Source organism: Salinivibrio sp. ML290 (assembly GCF_001995695.1).
Lineage (GTDB): Bacteria > Pseudomonadota > Gammaproteobacteria > Enterobacterales > Vibrionaceae > Salinivibrio > Salinivibrio siamensis.
The window spans coordinates 25,556-40,050 of record NZ_MUEY01000010.1 but is presented as its reverse complement, the minus strand read 5'-3'; the positions used below and the strand labels follow the sequence as shown (position 1 = coordinate 40,050).

General features: G+C 50.7%; 12 protein-coding genes and 2 tRNA genes. 3 read left to right on the top strand and 11 right to left on the bottom strand.

Going from position 1 to position 14,495, the window contains the following annotated elements; all coding sequences use genetic code 11:
- Positions 1 to 314: 314 nt before the first annotated feature.
- Entirely contained in the window at positions 315 to 983 is a 669-nt protein-coding gene (gene rnt, locus BZG23_RS10530; RefSeq protein WP_046075307.1) for a ribonuclease T, read from the bottom strand.
- 233 nt (positions 984 to 1,216) lie between these two features.
- On the opposite strand from rnt, the gene motY reads away from it, so the two are divergent.
- Positions 1,217 to 2,098, top strand: coding sequence for a flagellar protein MotY (motY, locus tag BZG23_RS10525; RefSeq protein ID WP_077606926.1), 882 nt, complete (start codon positions 1,217 to 1,219; stop codon positions 2,096 to 2,098).
- A gap of 112 nt (positions 2,099 to 2,210) precedes the next feature.
- Here the strand turns inward: motY and gloA are convergent, their stop codons facing one another.
- The 10 genes from gloA to BZG23_RS10475 all read right to left on the bottom strand — a co-directional run bounded on the left by gloA (position 2,211) and on the right by BZG23_RS10475 (position 9,879).
- Complete coding sequence (gene gloA, locus BZG23_RS10520) at positions 2,211 to 2,627, bottom strand: lactoylglutathione lyase (protein WP_046075308.1); 417 nt, start codon at positions 2,625 to 2,627, stop codon at positions 2,211 to 2,213.
- Between the two features lie 44 nt (positions 2,628 to 2,671).
- Complete coding sequence (gene nth / locus BZG23_RS10515; protein WP_046075309.1) at positions 2,672 to 3,313, bottom strand: endonuclease III; 642 nt, start codon at positions 3,311 to 3,313, stop codon at positions 2,672 to 2,674.
- Between the two features lie 17 nt (positions 3,314 to 3,330).
- The gene (locus BZG23_RS10510; RefSeq protein WP_046075310.1) at positions 3,331 to 4,029 is read right to left on the bottom strand and encodes an electron transport complex subunit E; all 699 of its coding nucleotides are present in this window, start codon (positions 4,027 to 4,029) and stop codon (positions 3,331 to 3,333) included.
- On the bottom strand, positions 4,026 to 4,664 hold the full coding sequence (gene rsxG, locus BZG23_RS10505; RefSeq protein ID WP_077606886.1) for an electron transport complex subunit RsxG: 639 nt from the start codon (positions 4,662 to 4,664) through the stop codon (positions 4,026 to 4,028). The genes BZG23_RS10510 and rsxG overlap by 4 nt, the downstream gene beginning before the upstream one ends.
- On the bottom strand, positions 4,661 to 5,740 hold the full coding sequence (rsxD, locus tag BZG23_RS10500) for an electron transport complex subunit RsxD (protein WP_046075312.1): 1,080 nt from the start codon (positions 5,738 to 5,740) through the stop codon (positions 4,661 to 4,663). Before rsxD ends, rsxG begins: the two co-directional genes overlap by 4 nt.
- Before the next feature lie 5 nt (positions 5,741 to 5,745).
- Positions 5,746 to 8,196 carry an electron transport complex subunit RsxC gene (rsxC, locus tag BZG23_RS10495; protein WP_077606885.1) on the bottom strand — a complete coding sequence of 817 codons (2,451 nt, stop codon included), beginning with the start codon at positions 8,194 to 8,196 and terminating at the stop codon, positions 5,746 to 5,748.
- Positions 8,196 to 8,771 (bottom strand): electron transport complex subunit RsxB, encoded by a 576-nt coding sequence (gene rsxB, locus BZG23_RS10490; protein WP_077606884.1) that lies wholly within the window; start codon positions 8,769 to 8,771, stop codon positions 8,196 to 8,198. The genes rsxC and rsxB overlap by 1 nt, the downstream gene beginning before the upstream one ends.
- Positions 8,768 to 9,352: an electron transport complex subunit RsxA gene (rsxA, locus tag BZG23_RS10485; RefSeq protein WP_046075315.1), complete on the bottom strand. Its 585-nt coding sequence runs from the start codon at positions 9,350 to 9,352 to the stop codon at positions 8,768 to 8,770. Before rsxA ends, rsxB begins: the two co-directional genes overlap by 4 nt.
- Positions 9,353 to 9,585: 233 nt before the next feature.
- A tRNA-Asn gene (locus BZG23_RS10480) sits at positions 9,586 to 9,661 on the bottom strand.
- Positions 9,662 to 9,803: 142 nt separating this feature from the next.
- Positions 9,804 to 9,879, bottom strand: a tRNA-Asn gene (locus BZG23_RS10475).
- An 826-nt stretch (positions 9,880 to 10,705) separates the two neighbouring features.
- Here BZG23_RS10475 and uvrB point away from each other — a divergent pair.
- Positions 10,706 to 12,733, top strand: a complete 2,028-nt coding sequence (gene uvrB / locus BZG23_RS10470; RefSeq protein WP_077606883.1) for an excinuclease ABC subunit UvrB — start codon at positions 10,706 to 10,708, stop codon at positions 12,731 to 12,733.
- 306 nt (positions 12,734 to 13,039) lie between these two features.
- Positions 13,040 to 14,488: a quorum-sensing sigma-54 dependent transcriptional regulator LuxO gene (gene luxO / locus BZG23_RS10465; RefSeq protein WP_241832499.1), complete on the top strand. Its 1,449-nt coding sequence runs from the start codon at positions 13,040 to 13,042 to the stop codon at positions 14,486 to 14,488.
- The last annotated feature ends 7 nt before the right edge of the window (positions 14,489 to 14,495 follow it).

Genomic DNA, 14,495 nt, shown 5'->3' with positions numbered 1-14,495 from the left:
TTTCTATCAGTTGTTTTAAGTAAAAACTCTATTTGAGTTATACTTATGCTCAGCCCCTATTTAACATGATTCTTACACTCGTTTTTTGTCGCTCACTCCTTATGTGCCTGTTTAATAGTGGTTAGTCTGATAACGAAATAAAGACCAAAATAAGATCACAAAAATGTGACCGCAAACAAATTGTTAACAACTATAAGCTGAACTTTTTGTGATTTGTGAACACGTTTGGCGTCAAGCATGCAGGGTCGGTAGCAACGCAAAGGTTGCGTTGTTGCCGACCTGACTGTGCGTATACGGTCTTTACACCAACGTGATTAGGTAGAGGGGGACGCTGTGCTCTCCGAGGTGGAAGGCAGGGGCCAACCGCCCAAGCGTTTCCAACGATTGACGATTTCACAGAATAGCTCAGCGGTGCGCTCGGTATCATAGAGCGCACTGTGCGCCTCTTTATTATCGAACGGGATTTGCGCCGTTTGGCAAGCTTTCGCCAACACTGTTTGCCCGAGCGCCAGTCCGCTCAGGGCGGCGGTATCAAAGGTGGCGAAAGGGTGGAACGGGTTACGTTTTAATTGTGCCCGCTCGGCGGCGGCCATCACAAAGCTGTGATCGAAATTAGCGTTGTGGGCGACCATAATGGTGCGTTGGCATTCCGCTGCTTTTTGTTCTTTACGGATAAGCTTAAAGATTTCCCGCAAGGCCTCGCCTTCATCAACCGCGCCGCGTAGTGGGCTATATGGGTCACGGATACCGGTGAACTCTAGGGCGGCGGGTTCAAGGTTAGCGCCCTCAAACGGGGTGACATGAAAGTGCAGCTTTTTGTCTGGCGATAACCAGCCTTGCTCGTCCATTTTTAAGGTGACAGCACAAATCTCTAGCAGTGCATCGGTTTGGGCATTGAAGCCGGCTGTCTCAACGTCGACAACGACAGGGAAATAACCACGGAATCGGGCTTTGAGACTATTTGGATCACTTGCTTGGCTCATGCTGATGTCACTTTACGAATAATAAGAAAAGGATGATTATCGCAAATAGTGGCGTTAAGCTAAAGTCGGCGTGTAACGTGTCGATAACTTTATAACCATTTGTTTTTGTCTAAGCCATGTTTTGGTCACTGCAGCAGCGGTGACTCGCGCAACCTTTCAAGCAGTAAACTGTGCGTGAAGACAGAATCACGCGACGTACGGAGTCTGTAATGGCGTTTTGTCCTGTTGATTTAATGAAATGGCGCTTTATCCCAGTGGTGGTGTCATGTGTTGCTCTTCTTTTGCCCAACCAGGCGTCTGCTAACAAGCAATACGTGGCATCGTTGGGGGAGTCGAGCTGGACCGTGACAATTGATACGCCCATTGAGTGCCGTCTAGAGCATGACGTGCCAGGGTACGGGCAAGCATCGTTCACATCACGAGCCAGTAAGGACATGAATCTCGATTTCTCACTCGATATGCAGCGGCCCATGGGTGAGACCGCGCAGGTGTCACTGCTTTCCATGCCCGCTGACTGGATGCCCGGAGAGCCGGCACGCTATATGGACCAACTCCAGTTCTTCAAACAATTTGATGGCTATGTGGGCGGTCAAACGGCTTGGGCGATGCTGAGCGAGCTAGAGGCGGGACGATTCCCCACGTTTAGCTTTAAAGACTGGCAGCGTCAGCAGCGACAGGTGGATGTGGCGTTATCGGCGGTGGCATTTGGCTCGCCATATAATGAATTTAGCCGGTGTCTGAATAAGTTATTGCCGTATGCGTTTGAGGACATTTCCTTTACCGTCTTGCGTTATCAAGAAAACAGCGATGAGTTGACCAAAGCAAGCCGCCAACGATTGACGCAGATAGCCGAGTTTGTTCGTTACAGCGATGATATCGATTTGGTGCTAGTGGCGACCTACTCTGATGCGCGTGGCACCCGTGAAGCCAATCAGCAAATGTCAGAGCGACGAGCGAAGAAATTGCGCGACTACTTTACCTCGCTGGGCTTACCTGAAGATCGGATTACCGTTGAGGCTTATGGCGAACGCCGTCCAATTGCTGACAACGACGACCCAATTGGGCGCAGTAAAAACCGCCGTGTGGTGATTTCGTTAGGAAGAACCTTGTTATAGGCGACAGCCACAGAGGTTATCACAGACAGTGTATGCCTCCGATACAACATAGACAGCACGAAAAAGCCCGGCATCGAATGCCGGGCTTATTTTTRTGACGTGTCTTGCTGTGTTAGCCGTTCAGCCCCGCAGAGGCACTTTTGTTTTGGATAAGCTCCAATTTGTAGCCATCAGGGTCAGTCACGAAGGCGATTTCAGTACTACCGCCTTTGACAGGGCCTGGCTCGCGGGTGATATTGCCGCCCGCTTGACGAATTTGATCGCAGGTCGCGTAAACATCATCCACACCGATCGCGATATGACCAAAGGCGTTACCGTGATCGTACTCGCTTTCGCCCCAGTTGTAGGTCAGCTCAATCACGGCGCCTTCTGATTCATCGCTATAGCCGACAAACGCCAAGCTATATTTGTACTGCTCGTTTTCATTGGTGCGTAACAAACGCATTCCCATTACTTCGGTATAAAACTTGATAGCACGGTCTAGATCACCGACGCGGATCATGGTGTGTAGAATTCTGCCGTTTGACATGACGTTGCTCCTTTTTGGCTTGCCAGTGCTCGCCGTTGACGGCGTTAGCTATCTGGATAAACTTTTTCTTTGTACTCACATAAATCTTCAATGATACAACTGCCACAGCGAGGTTTTCGTGCGAGGCAGGTGTAGCGTCCATGCAGAATTAGCCAGTGGTGCACATCGACCTTAAATTCTTTAGGCACCACCTTGATCAGTTTTTCTTCCACGTCATTGACGTTTTTACCCATCGCGAACTTGGTACGATTGGACACGCGAAAAATATGGGTATCCACGGCGATGGTGGGCCAACCAAACGCGGTGTTGAGTACCACATTGGCGGTTTTGCGTCCCACGCCGGGCAAGGCTTCTAGCGCCTCTCTACTTTCTGGTACCTCGCCATGGTGTTGCTCAATCAAGGCGCGGCAGGTTTTAATCACGTTTTCCGCTTTGGAATTGAATAAGCCAATATTTTTGATATATGACTTCACCCCATCCACGCCCAATGCCAGTAGCCCTTCGGGCGTATTGGCCACCGGATACAGCTTATCGGTGGCTTTATTGACACTCACATCGGTTGCTTGCGCAGACAGTAACACCGCGATCAGTAACTCGAAAGGGGTTGACCAATTGAGCTCCGTTTGCGGATTCGGGTTGTTATCGCGCAGGCGCTCCAGAATTTGTCGTCGTTTTTCTTTATTCATTTACCCTATCCTGTGGATCATTGATTACCCGTCACCCGTGCGCGCTCAATCACCGGCTTGTCGTCTTTTTCTGTTTTACTGGCAAGGTGTGTATCAATGATGTTCTTCAACGCGATAAGAAAGCCGACCGCGAGAAACGCGCCCGGTGGTAATATGGCTAACAGAAACTTGGTGTCGAATTGAAAAATCTCAATCCTAAGCGCGGCAGCCCAGTCGCCGAGCAAGAGGTCGGCACCATCAAACAAGGTGCCATTGCCGATAATTTCGCGAATAGCCCCTAATACCACCAAGGCTACTGTCATACCGGTGCCCATCCAAAAACCATCACTCACCGACAAGCCGACAGGGTTTTTAGAGGCAAAGGCTTCGGCGCGGCCGATGATGATACAGTTGGTGACAATCAATGGGATAAAAATACCGAGCGATTGATAAAGGCCGTAAGCATACGCATTCATGACCAGTTGCACGCAGGTCACCAGTGAAGCAATCACCATCACGAAAATAGGAATGCGCACTTCTTTGGGTACCCAGTCCCTAATCAGTGACACAATCAAATTGGAGCCGACGAGTACGGCCAAGGTCGCGATCCCAAGGCCAAGTGCATTGGTGACGGTAGCGGATACCGCCAACAGTGGGCACAAACCTAGTAGCTGCACAAACGCTGGGTTATTACTCCACAAGCCATTTTTCATTAGCTCTTTGTGGGCGCTATTCATGACGCTCCTCCGCAATTAACCGGTTGGTTGATCAGCGCGTCTTGGTGTTGGCTCACAAACCAAGCCGCTTTTTTGACGGCGCCAACAACCGCGCGCGGGGTAATGGTGGCGCCGGTAAACTGATCAAACTGCCCGCCGTCTTTTTTGACCGCCCAACGCGCATCGTCTTCGCTGGTGACGGTTTTGCCGCTAAAGCTACGGATCCAATCTGATACCCGCAAACTCACTTTATCTCCCAGTCCTGGGGTTTCGTTATGCTCGAGAACCCGCACACCCAGCACCTGATGGTTGGTCGCATCCATGCCAATTAATACCTTAATGGCACCATTGTAGCCATTAGGGGCAATAGCTTGAATAGCAACGGCACTGACCTCACCGCCTAGGGTGGCAACATAAAAAGGCTGGGCGTCATCGGTGCCCAGTGCATCCTTATTTTCGATAAGGCGGCAGCTTTGATGTAGCGGATTATCGTGCCTTTCTTCTGGGATCACCTGATTGAGCGCCTTTGATAATTGAATTTGCTGCTGCTCTTTAATGGTGTCTTCGGTTAGCGCGTGAGTGACCGCCACCAGTGCTGTCGACAAGAGGGCTGCGACCGCGAGAATGCCCCCATGTTTTTTTATAGTATCAATCATGACTTTGACTTCTTCTCCGCACGGTTTGTGGCATGCCCATACGTTCTTGGTTTGGTGTAATAATCAATCAATGGAACGCACAAGTTGGCAATGATCACCGCAAACGCGACACCATCTGGGTAGCCGCCCCAAGTACGTATTAAATACACCAACACCCCAATCAGGCCACCAAACCATAACCGACCACGGTCGGTGGTGGAGGCCGACACCGGATCGGTGGCGATAAAAAACGCCCCGAGCATGGTCGCGCCAGACAACAAATGAATCAGGGGCGACGCGAGTTGATCCGGTGCGACCAAGTGGCCGAGTAATGAACAAGCAAACAAGGCGACGAGTACCGCGACAGGAATATGCCAATTGATAATGCCACGTTGGATAAGCACCAAACCACCGAGTAGGTAAAGCGTGTTTACCCAAGCCCAACCTTTACCGCCTAGCGCTGAGAAAATGGGCTGTTGCAAGGCTTCACTGACGGTTTGACCGCCTGCGAGCGCAGTTTTAATGGTATCCAGAGGCGTCGCCATGGTGGCGCCATCCACGGTCATACGCAATTGGTTGACGCTAAAACCATCTAAGGTATAGCCGCCAAAAATCGCCGCGAGGGTATCGGTAATGGTCAAACTATGGGTGGCGAGACTCTCTGGCGGTAACCAGGTGGTCATTTGCACCGGAAAAGCGATGAGGAGGACCACATAGCCAACCATGGCTGGATTGAAGAGGTTCTGTCCTAATCCGCCATAGATATGCTTGGCAACAATAATAGAAAACGCGGTACCTATAACGATCACCCACCAAGGCGCCATCGGTGGGATCGCGACGGCCAATAAAAACGCCGTGAGTAGGGCGCTATTATCGCGAAGGTAAGCCATCACGGGGCGATGACGTAATCGCATGACCAGTGCTTCGGTTGACCATGCCGTGATTACCGCCAAGGTTAATTGAACCAGTACGCCCCAGCCGAAGAAATACCACTGTGCGGCCAAACCGGGCAGGGCACAGAGAAGCACCGTCAGCATAATATGGCTGGTGGAACGTTTGTTGTGGGCGTGTGGTGAACTTGCAATGAAAAACGCCACGTGGGTTATTCCTTATCTTCTTGTGATTGTTGTGCGGCTTTACGCGCCTTAGCACGCGCGACGGCGGCTGCGACAGCGGCTTTTTTGTCGTTAGCTTCGTCGGTTGCAGGCGCGGTGTCTGCAGCGTCGGATGGCGTATCGGCAGCCGTCTCAGGTTGTACCTTGGTGTCGCCTTGCTGGGCCGCTTTACGTGCTTTGGCACGGGCAACCGCGGCGGCGACTGCGGCTTTTTTATCGCCAGCGTCATCCGTTTGTGCCATCGTGTTTTCTGCGGCGGATGATTGCTCGGCCGCRGGTGTTGGCTCTGCCTTGGCATCGCTTTGCTGAGCGGCTTTACGTGCTTTAGCGCGGGCAACCGCGGCGGCGACAGCGGCTTTTTTGTCGCCAGCGTCATCCGTTTGTGCCGTCGTGTGTTCTGCGGCGGATGATTGCTTGGCCGCGGGTGTTGGCTCTTCCTTGGTATCGCTTTGCTGAGCAGCTTTACGTGCTTTAGCGCGGGCAACCGCGGCTGCGACGGCCGCTTTTTTGTCGCCGGCGTCATCCGTTTGTGCCGTCGTGTTTTCTGCGGCGGATGATTGCTCGGCCGCCGGTGTTGGCTCTGCCTTGGCATCGTTTTGCTGAGCCGCTTTGCGTGCTTTGGCACGGGCAACGGCTGCGGCGACTGCGTCTTTCTTGCCGTCTTGACTCAAGTTGCTGTCGGATGTTGCCTGTGAATCAGCAGCTGCTGAAGCTTTTTGCGCCTCTTTGGCCGCCTTACGCTCTCGCGCTTGACGCTTACGCTCTTCGCGCAATTTCATCATTTCACTGTTGTCTGGCTCATCACTGCCGGTTTTTGCCGCTTCGGCTTGTTTCGCTTTGGCCCGTGCGATCGCCGCCGCAACAGCAGGTTTGACATCACTCGATGCCGATTGCGCGGCTTTTTTCGCCTTCACGCGCTCTACCGCAGCGTTAAGCGCATCACCCGAGCCAGTGTTTTGTTGCGCCGCTTGCTTGCGACGCTCGGCCGCTTTGCGATGTTTTTCTTCTCGTTCCTGTTTTTCACGTTCCATTCGCGCTTTTTTGGCTTCAAAACGTTGACGTGCGCGCTCCGCGGCTTCTTTTTCCGCTTCAATTTCACGAATTTCCGCTTTAGCCTGGCGATAGTATTGCACCAGTGGGATCTCACTCGGACACACATAGGCACAGGCGCCGCATTCAATACAATCGAAGAGATCATAGTCTTGGCACTTGTCGTAGTCCTGATCTTTGGCATACCACTGCAATTGCTGGGGCAACAGGTGAGCGGGACAAACATCGGCACAGGCACTGCAACGAATGCAGGCCATCTCTTGCTTGGCAGGCGCAATTTCCTTGCGCGTTGGCACCAGTACACAGTTGGTGGTTTTAGTCACAGGCACTTGTGTATGTGGGACGGTAAAGCCCATCATCGGGCCACCAATAATCACCCGAGGCAGTTTTTTCTCAGCCTTGTAACCATGATGCGCCAACAATTCGCCAATTGGCGTGCCAAGTAGTGCCCACCGGTTTTGCTGGGTTTTGAGTGTTTTCCCAGTCAAAGTGACCACACGCTTGATCAGCGGCTCGCCATCTAGCACGGCGCGTTTGATCGCATAAGTGGTCCCGATGTTTTGCATAAGCACACCAATACTGGCGGGAAAGGCTTTGGCTGGGACTTCTTTGCCGGTAATGATTTGAATCAGCTGCTTTTCACCGCCAGATGGGTACTTGGTAGGTACTACCTGGATGAGTATGTCCTCTTCAGCGGCTTTCACCGCTGCTTTAAGCGCAGCGATAGCCTCTGGCTTATTATCTTCAATGCCAATCACGGACAGCTTAGGCTTAACAATGTGATTAAGAATTTGTACCCCTGCGACGATTTCATCTGCGCAATCTTGCATCAGCCGATCGTCGGCGGTGATATAAGGCTCACATTCTGCGGCGTTGATGATAAGTACTTCAGTACGCGCCAAGCCACTTTGCAGTTTTCTTGCGGTTGGAAAGCCAGCGCCTCCCATTCCAGCAATGCCCATAGAGCGGATATGATCGATCAATTGCTCTGGCGGCTGGGTTTGATAAGCCGGTAGGGCAGGTTTAGGTCCCCACTCATCTTTTCCATCGGGCTGAATCACCACGCAACGGTCGGACAAGCCTGAAGGATGCGCGATGGTTCTATCTTCGATGGCAATCACGGTGCCCGATGTCGGCGCATGTACCGGCACACATTGTTGAATATCCGTCTCAGTGAGGGCTTGCCCCGCGAATACCCGATCGCCCTGGCTCACGCATAATTTTCCTTTGCTGCCAATATGTTGCTTTAGCGGGATAACCAGCTCGGTAGGGAGTATCTTTTCTAAAATGGCGCCGTGATTCGACTGAGTTTTATGCTCAGGCGGATGAATGCCGCCATGGAAATCCCAGATCTGGCCATGTTTTATTTGTTCTATAAGGCTGTCCATCAGGCGCGTGCTCTCTGACTCTCAGTGACATCTACAACGGGAATTTGTTCAAGCTTCCATTTCCAGGTTTCAGGGGTGTCCTGAACGGGGATCATTTCAATACAGTCGGTCGGACAGGGGGCAACACATAAATCACACCCAGTACAATCTTGCTCGATCACGGTATGCATCGCTTTGGTACTGCCGACAATCGCATCGACCGGACAGGCCTGAATGCACTTGGTGCAGCCGATGCAATCTTCTTCATGAATGAAGGCAACGGTTTTGATACTTTTTTCTTCATCGTGGGCGAGTTCGGTCGCTTCGACGCCCATCAAATCAGCCAAATTTTCAATCGTTTGCTGGCCACCTGGCGGACACTTGTTAATCTCGTCACCATTGGCAATGGCTTCGGCATAGGGGCGACAGCCAGGGTAACCGCATTGGCCACATTGCGTTTGCGGCAGAATGGCATCAATTTGATCGACAATAGGATCCGCCTCCACCTTAAAGCGAATCGAGGCGAAACCTAGGATTGCACCGAATATGGCGGCGAGCGCGGTAAGCACAACCACCGCTATCACTATTCCACTCATGATAAAGTCACCAGTCCTGTAAAGCCCATAAAGGCGAGCGACATTAATCCTGCGGTAATCATTGCCACTGACGCGCCTTTGAAAGGCGCGGGTACGTCAGCGGCTGCAATGCGCTCGCGCATTGCAGCGAATAAAACGAGAACCAGCGAGAAACCACAGGCCGCCCCAAAACCGTAAATAATCGATTCGATAAAGCTGTGCTGTTGTTTCACATTGAGCAAGGCCACCCCGAGTACCGCACAGTTTGAGGTAATCAAAGGTAGGAATACGCCCAATAGTCGGTGCAGTGTTGGACTGGTCTTATGCACCACCATTTCCGTGAACTGCACCACCACGGCAATCACTAAGATAAAGCTCAGTGTGCGCAGGTATCCGAGATCAAGTGGGATAAGAATATAGGTTTCAACCAGATACGAGCTCACTGATGCCAAGGTCAACACGAAGGTTGTGGCAAGCCCCATCCCAATTGCTGTTTCCAGTTTTTTTGATACGCCCATGAATGGACACAAGCCCAAAAACTCCACCAGTACGAAGTTATTGACCAATACTGTGCCCACCAGTAGCAACAAATACTCAGCCATGCTGTTTAATCATTTAATGTTTTTGTGATCTGCCTATTATCGACCTTTGAGGCGGCTATAACAACCGCCATCAAGCAGGGTTTTTGCTTGGTTCGCTGTAAGCTGTTAGTGACGCTTTACGCGCGCACCTTAATCTAGGGGTAGTGGCAGCGTAGCGTGTTCGATCACGGTAAGAGTGTGTGATGAGATCACGGAGAAAGTAGGATAGGTCAAGGAGAACAGAGACATAAATTTGGCTCCCCCAACTGGACTCGAACCAGTGACATACGGATTAACAGTCCGCCGTTCTACCAACTGAACTATGGGGGAATCGTGTCGCTATTGTGTTCTGTGAGGTCTCAAGATAGTGGCTCCCCCCTGCGGGATTCGACGGGGACGCCTAGTCCTGCGACATATTCTGCGCAGCAGAAAGGGTGCTCACTTTTGCAATGTCTATCTTATCTCAAGATAGTGGCTCCCCCTGCGGGATTCGAACCTGCGACATACGGATTAACAGTCCGCCGTTCTACCAACTGAACTAAGGGGGAATTGCCTTGAGAACGGGGCGAATGTTAGCGAGCACCTCGAAAGGTGTCAACTGATGAAAAGCAATAAAATCTGTCTTTTCAATCGACTGCTGAAAAGCTAGCCAGCGACGCTGATAAAAGCATCATAGTGGCGAGTGATTGAGCATAGAGGCTATTTTTTTCTTGACTTTTTACACGGCCGGTAATGAAAGGGCTCTCAGCGGTTACCCACAGATTCTGTGGATAACCATGTGTGTGGATCTTGATCAACTGACTATGTGACTGATTTTATACAAGCTTGACGCAGCTATCGTCGGCATGGGAATGACTATAAGGTATTGATTTTTAATGTTTGTGCTTTTTTTAATGCGATCAGTTTGAAAAAAAAAAGATCGTGGATTATGCACAGGTCGCTATTTGTTCAACCCTTGAGTATCGGGGATAAAAAAGTGATAAGAGAGGATATTCAATAGAAATACGCGCGAAAACGCATGATTTAGAGGTTTATCTTTATTGCACTCTATGCTCTTTGCACTTGATTTGTTTCGTGCTCGATGCGTTTAGTGCTTTGTTCTAGCTTAGAGCCCGTCTTCGCTCAGAGCTTTGTTGCTTAGCGCTTTGTTTTCGCTTAGACAAGCTGGCTGCAATGGCTGCATGCCAAAAGAGGAACGATAGGTTACCTAGACACCTTCATGAGATCAAGCGTCCAAGACGAAAAAGATCGCAATTGGCAGTTTGTCAGTAGTTAACCGCAATCGTTGACTCCGCAGGGCGAGTCAGGACAATAGACTTTTCGCGTTAGCGCCCCAAGCTGGACATCGTGGTCAGCCCCAAACAGGATAGGTTCATGAGTAAAACATTTACGCTGCATTCTGCTTTTAAACCATCAGGTGATCAGCCTGAGGCCATCCATCGTCTGTGTGAAGGGTTAGAGGCCGGTCTTGCCCATCAAACGCTGCTGGGGGTAACAGGGTCGGGAAAAACGTTCACCATGGCCAATGTCATTGCTGAGCTCAATCGCCCTACTATGATATTGGCTCCCAATAAAACATTGGCGGCGCAGCTTTATGGGGAGATGCGCGAGTTTTTCCCTGACAATGCGGTGGAGTACTTCGTTTCTTACTACGATTATTATCAACCAGAGGCATATGTGCCTTCGACAGACACCTTCATAGAAAAAGATGCGTCGATTAATGATCACGTTGAGCAGATGCGTTTGTCGGCGACAAAAGCGTTGATGGAACGCCGTGATGTGGTGATTGTGGCGTCGGTCTCTGCTATTTACGGCTTGGGTGACCCTGATTCGTATTTAAAAATGATGCTTCACATTCGCCGCGGTGACTTTTTAGACCAGCGTACCATTTTACAACGCCTCGCTGAGTTGCAGTACACCCGCAATGATATGGCCTTTGAGCGCGGAACTTTTCGCGTTCGCGGTGAAGTCATCGATATCTTTCCGGCTGAATCGGACAAAGATGCCATACGGGTGGAGCTGTTTGACGACGAGGTGGAAACCATCAGCGTGTTTGATCCCTTAACGGGGCAGGTGAGTGTCAAAGACATGCCTCGTTGCACCATCTACCCTAAGACGCACTATGTCACTCCACGAGAGCGTATTCTCGAAGCAGTGGAGCAGATAAAAACGGAGCTATCGGCACGTAAAAAAACACTGCTTGAGCATAATAAACTGCTGGAAGAGCAGCGCATCACACAGCGAACGCAGTTTGATATTGAGATGATGAATGAGCTGGGCTATTGCTCGGGTATCGAAAACTACTCGCGTTATTTGAGTGGTCGTGCAGAAGGCGAACCACCACCGACCTTGTTTGATTATTTACCCGCCGATGGACTGTTGATCATCGACGAGTCGCACGTCACCGTGTCGCAAATTGGTGCCATGTACAAAGGCGATCGCTCGCGTAAAGAGACCTTGGTGGACTATGGGTTTCGGCTGCCTTCAGCGTTGGATAACCGACCGCTAAAATTTGATGAGTTTGAGGCACTCGCGCCACAAACCGTGTATGTTTCCGCCACGCCGGGTAACTATGAAGCTGAGAAATCGGGCGCGGATATCATTGATCAAGTGGTGCGTCCAACGGGGCTTATCGATCCTGAAATAGAAGTGCGTCCGGTCGCCACTCAAGTGGATGACTTGCTTTCTGAGGTACGTGCTCGTCGTGAGCGAGACGAGCGCGTGCTGGTGACGACCTTGACCAAGCGTATGGCAGAAGACTTAACCGAATACATGCAAGAGCATGATGTGCGAGTGCGTTACCTTCATTCTGATATTGATACGGTGGAGCGCATGGAAATTATTCGGGATCTCCGTCTTGGTGAGTTTGATGTCTTGGTCGGGATTAACTTGCTTCGTGAAGGGTTAGATATGCCTGAGGTGTCTTTGGTCGCGATTTTGGATGCGGATAAAGAAGGCTTTTTGCGCTCTGAACGTTCATTAATTCAAACCATTGGCCGTGCAGCACGTAACCTTCACGGTAAAGCGATTTTATATGGCGATTCGATCACCAAGTCGATGAAACGCGCCATTGATGAAACGGAGCGACGCCGGGCGAAGCAAATTGCACATAATGAGGCGCATGGTATCACGCCACAGAAACTGAATAAGAAAGTGATGGACGTGATGGAGATAGGCACGGGTAAACGGGGCAAAACCGCGAAACCAGCAGTCAAATCGTTGCGTGCCGTTGCCGAGCCTGATGCGGACTATGCGTTGAAGTCACCACAACAAATTGATGCTGAAATCAAAAAACTGGAAAGTCAGATGTTTGAGGCAGCGCAGAACCTTGAGTTTGAAACCGCGGCACAATTGCGAGATCAGTTACAAGCGCTGCGCGAGCAGTTTATTGTAAACAGCTAATGGGATGAAAAAGCACCGCGTGAAGTAAAAAAAAGCCAACCTAAATGACAGGTTGGCTACAGTGTTTCAGTGAGTGAAAACTCACAAACAACGTCAGTTGGCTAGGTGACCCCTGAGGGTCACTGGAATAGATGCATTTGGCGTGCCAAAAATAAAAGATAGCCATTACATCGACAAAACGTGTGGTTTTAACGGACTCGCCCAGCTACAATGAGGGCACAATTGCATAATGCAACGCATTTCGCATACGCTCGTGCAACTGAGTGAGTTATCGCTACACGCCGCGATGCGATTCTTGGAGGATACATGCCAGCACTATCACCCAGTAAACGAATATTGATGGTGGAAGATACGGCGTCGGTTGCGGCGTTATATAAATCCTACCTTAACCCCTTAGATGTGGATGTCACCATTGTAGGGACGGGTCAGGATGCGATGGCTTTTTTCGAGCAAGAAGGCGATCAGTTAGCACTGATGATCTTAGATCTACGCCTGCCGGATATGTCGGGCATTGATGTACTTGCCAAAGTGCGAGCAGTCGCGCCCGATTTACCCGTGATTATTATGACCGCTCATGGCTCGATTGATGCCGCTGTCGATGCCATGCGTCATGGTGCCAATGACTTTTTGATCAAGCCTTGTGAAGCCGATCAGTTGCGTGTCACGGTCAATAAGTCGCTCAAACCCAAGCCGAGTCATCCGGGGAAAGCGACCAAACAGGAAAGTGAATACCACGGGTTTATTGGTCGCAGTCTGCCGATGCAGGCGGTGTACCGTGTGATCGAATCGGCTGCGCCCAGTAAAGCCACGGTGTTTATTACCGGTGAAAGCGGGACCGGTAAAGAGGTATGCGCAGAAGCGATTCATGCTGCCAGTACGCGAAGTAACAAGCCAATTATTGCACTGAATTGCGCGGCTATCCCGAAAGATTTGATTGAAAGTGAGTTATTTGGTCATGTGAAAGGAGCCTTTACTGGCGCTGCGTCTGAGCGTGAAGGGGCCGCAGAAATGGCCAATGGTGGCACCTTGTTCTTGGATGAAATTTGCGAAATGGATATGGATTTGCAATCCAAACTGCTACGTTTCATTCAAACGGGGAGTTTTCAAAAGGTCGGCTCCTCGCAAGTAAAGTCGGTGGATGTCCGGTTTGTCTGTGCCACTAACCGCGATCCCTGGCTCCAAGTACAGCAGGGGAAATTCCGGGAAGATCTCTACTACCGCTTGCACGTTATTCCACTCGAGTTGCCGCCTTTAAGAGAGCGTGGAGACGATGTGATCGCCATTGCCAACGCCTTACTCGCGCTGTTTTCCGCTGAAGAAGGCAAAGATTTTTGTCGTTTTAGTGACGAAGTGACCACTCAGCTCCTTCGATACGACTGGCCAGGCAATGTTCGGCAGCTGCAAAACGTGATCCGTAACATAGTGGTGTTGCATAACGGCGAAGAAGTCAGCAAAGAGATGCTACCATCGCCAGTCGCTCGCGTTTCTGGTGCTGAAATTGCATCTACAGGGGATAACACGCGATCGGAAACGGCGAACAGCGCATCAGCAACTCACGAGCCCGTCAAGCCAGCATCGCCAGTGGTGATGAAAGCCGATATAGAACCATTATGGAAAACGGAAAAACGTGCTATTGAAGTCGCGATCGACGTGTGTAATGGCAATATCCCGCAAGCGGCGGGGTTACTTGAAGTTAGCCCTTCAACCTTGTACCGAAAACTACAAGCTTGGCAAAAATCTGCGGCGCATGAATGATAGGAAT

Excerpts from the sequence above, each read along its gene's own strand:
- luxO (WP_241832499.1), top strand. The coding sequence starts at position 13,040 with ATGCCAGCACTATCACCCAGTAAACGAATATTGATGGTGGAAGATACG.
- motY (WP_077606926.1), top strand. The coding sequence starts at position 1,217 with ATGAAATGGCGCTTTATCCCAGTGGTGGTGTCATGTGTTGCTCTTCTT.
- rnt (WP_046075307.1), bottom strand. The coding sequence starts at position 983 with ATGAGCCAAGCAAGTGATCCAAATAGTCTCAAAGCCCGATTCCGTGGT.
- rsxA (WP_046075315.1), bottom strand. The coding sequence starts at position 9,352 with ATGGCTGAGTATTTGTTGCTACTGGTGGGCACAGTATTGGTCAATAAC.
- rsxB (WP_077606884.1), bottom strand. The coding sequence starts at position 8,771 with ATGAGTGGAATAGTGATAGCGGTGGTTGTGCTTACCGCGCTCGCCGCC.
- BZG23_RS10510 (WP_046075310.1), bottom strand. The coding sequence starts at position 4,029 with ATGAATAGCGCCCACAAAGAGCTAATGAAAAATGGCTTGTGGAGTAAT.
- uvrB (WP_077606883.1), top strand. The coding sequence starts at position 10,706 with ATGAGTAAAACATTTACGCTGCATTCTGCTTTTAAACCATCAGGTGAT.
- nth (WP_046075309.1), bottom strand. The coding sequence starts at position 3,313 with ATGAATAAAGAAAAACGACGACAAATTCTGGAGCGCCTGCGCGATAAC.
- rsxG (WP_077606886.1), bottom strand. The coding sequence starts at position 4,664 with ATGATTGATACTATAAAAAAACATGGGGGCATTCTCGCGGTCGCAGCC.
- gloA (WP_046075308.1), bottom strand. The coding sequence starts at position 2,627 with ATGTCAAACGGCAGAATTCTACACACCATGATCCGCGTCGGTGATCTA.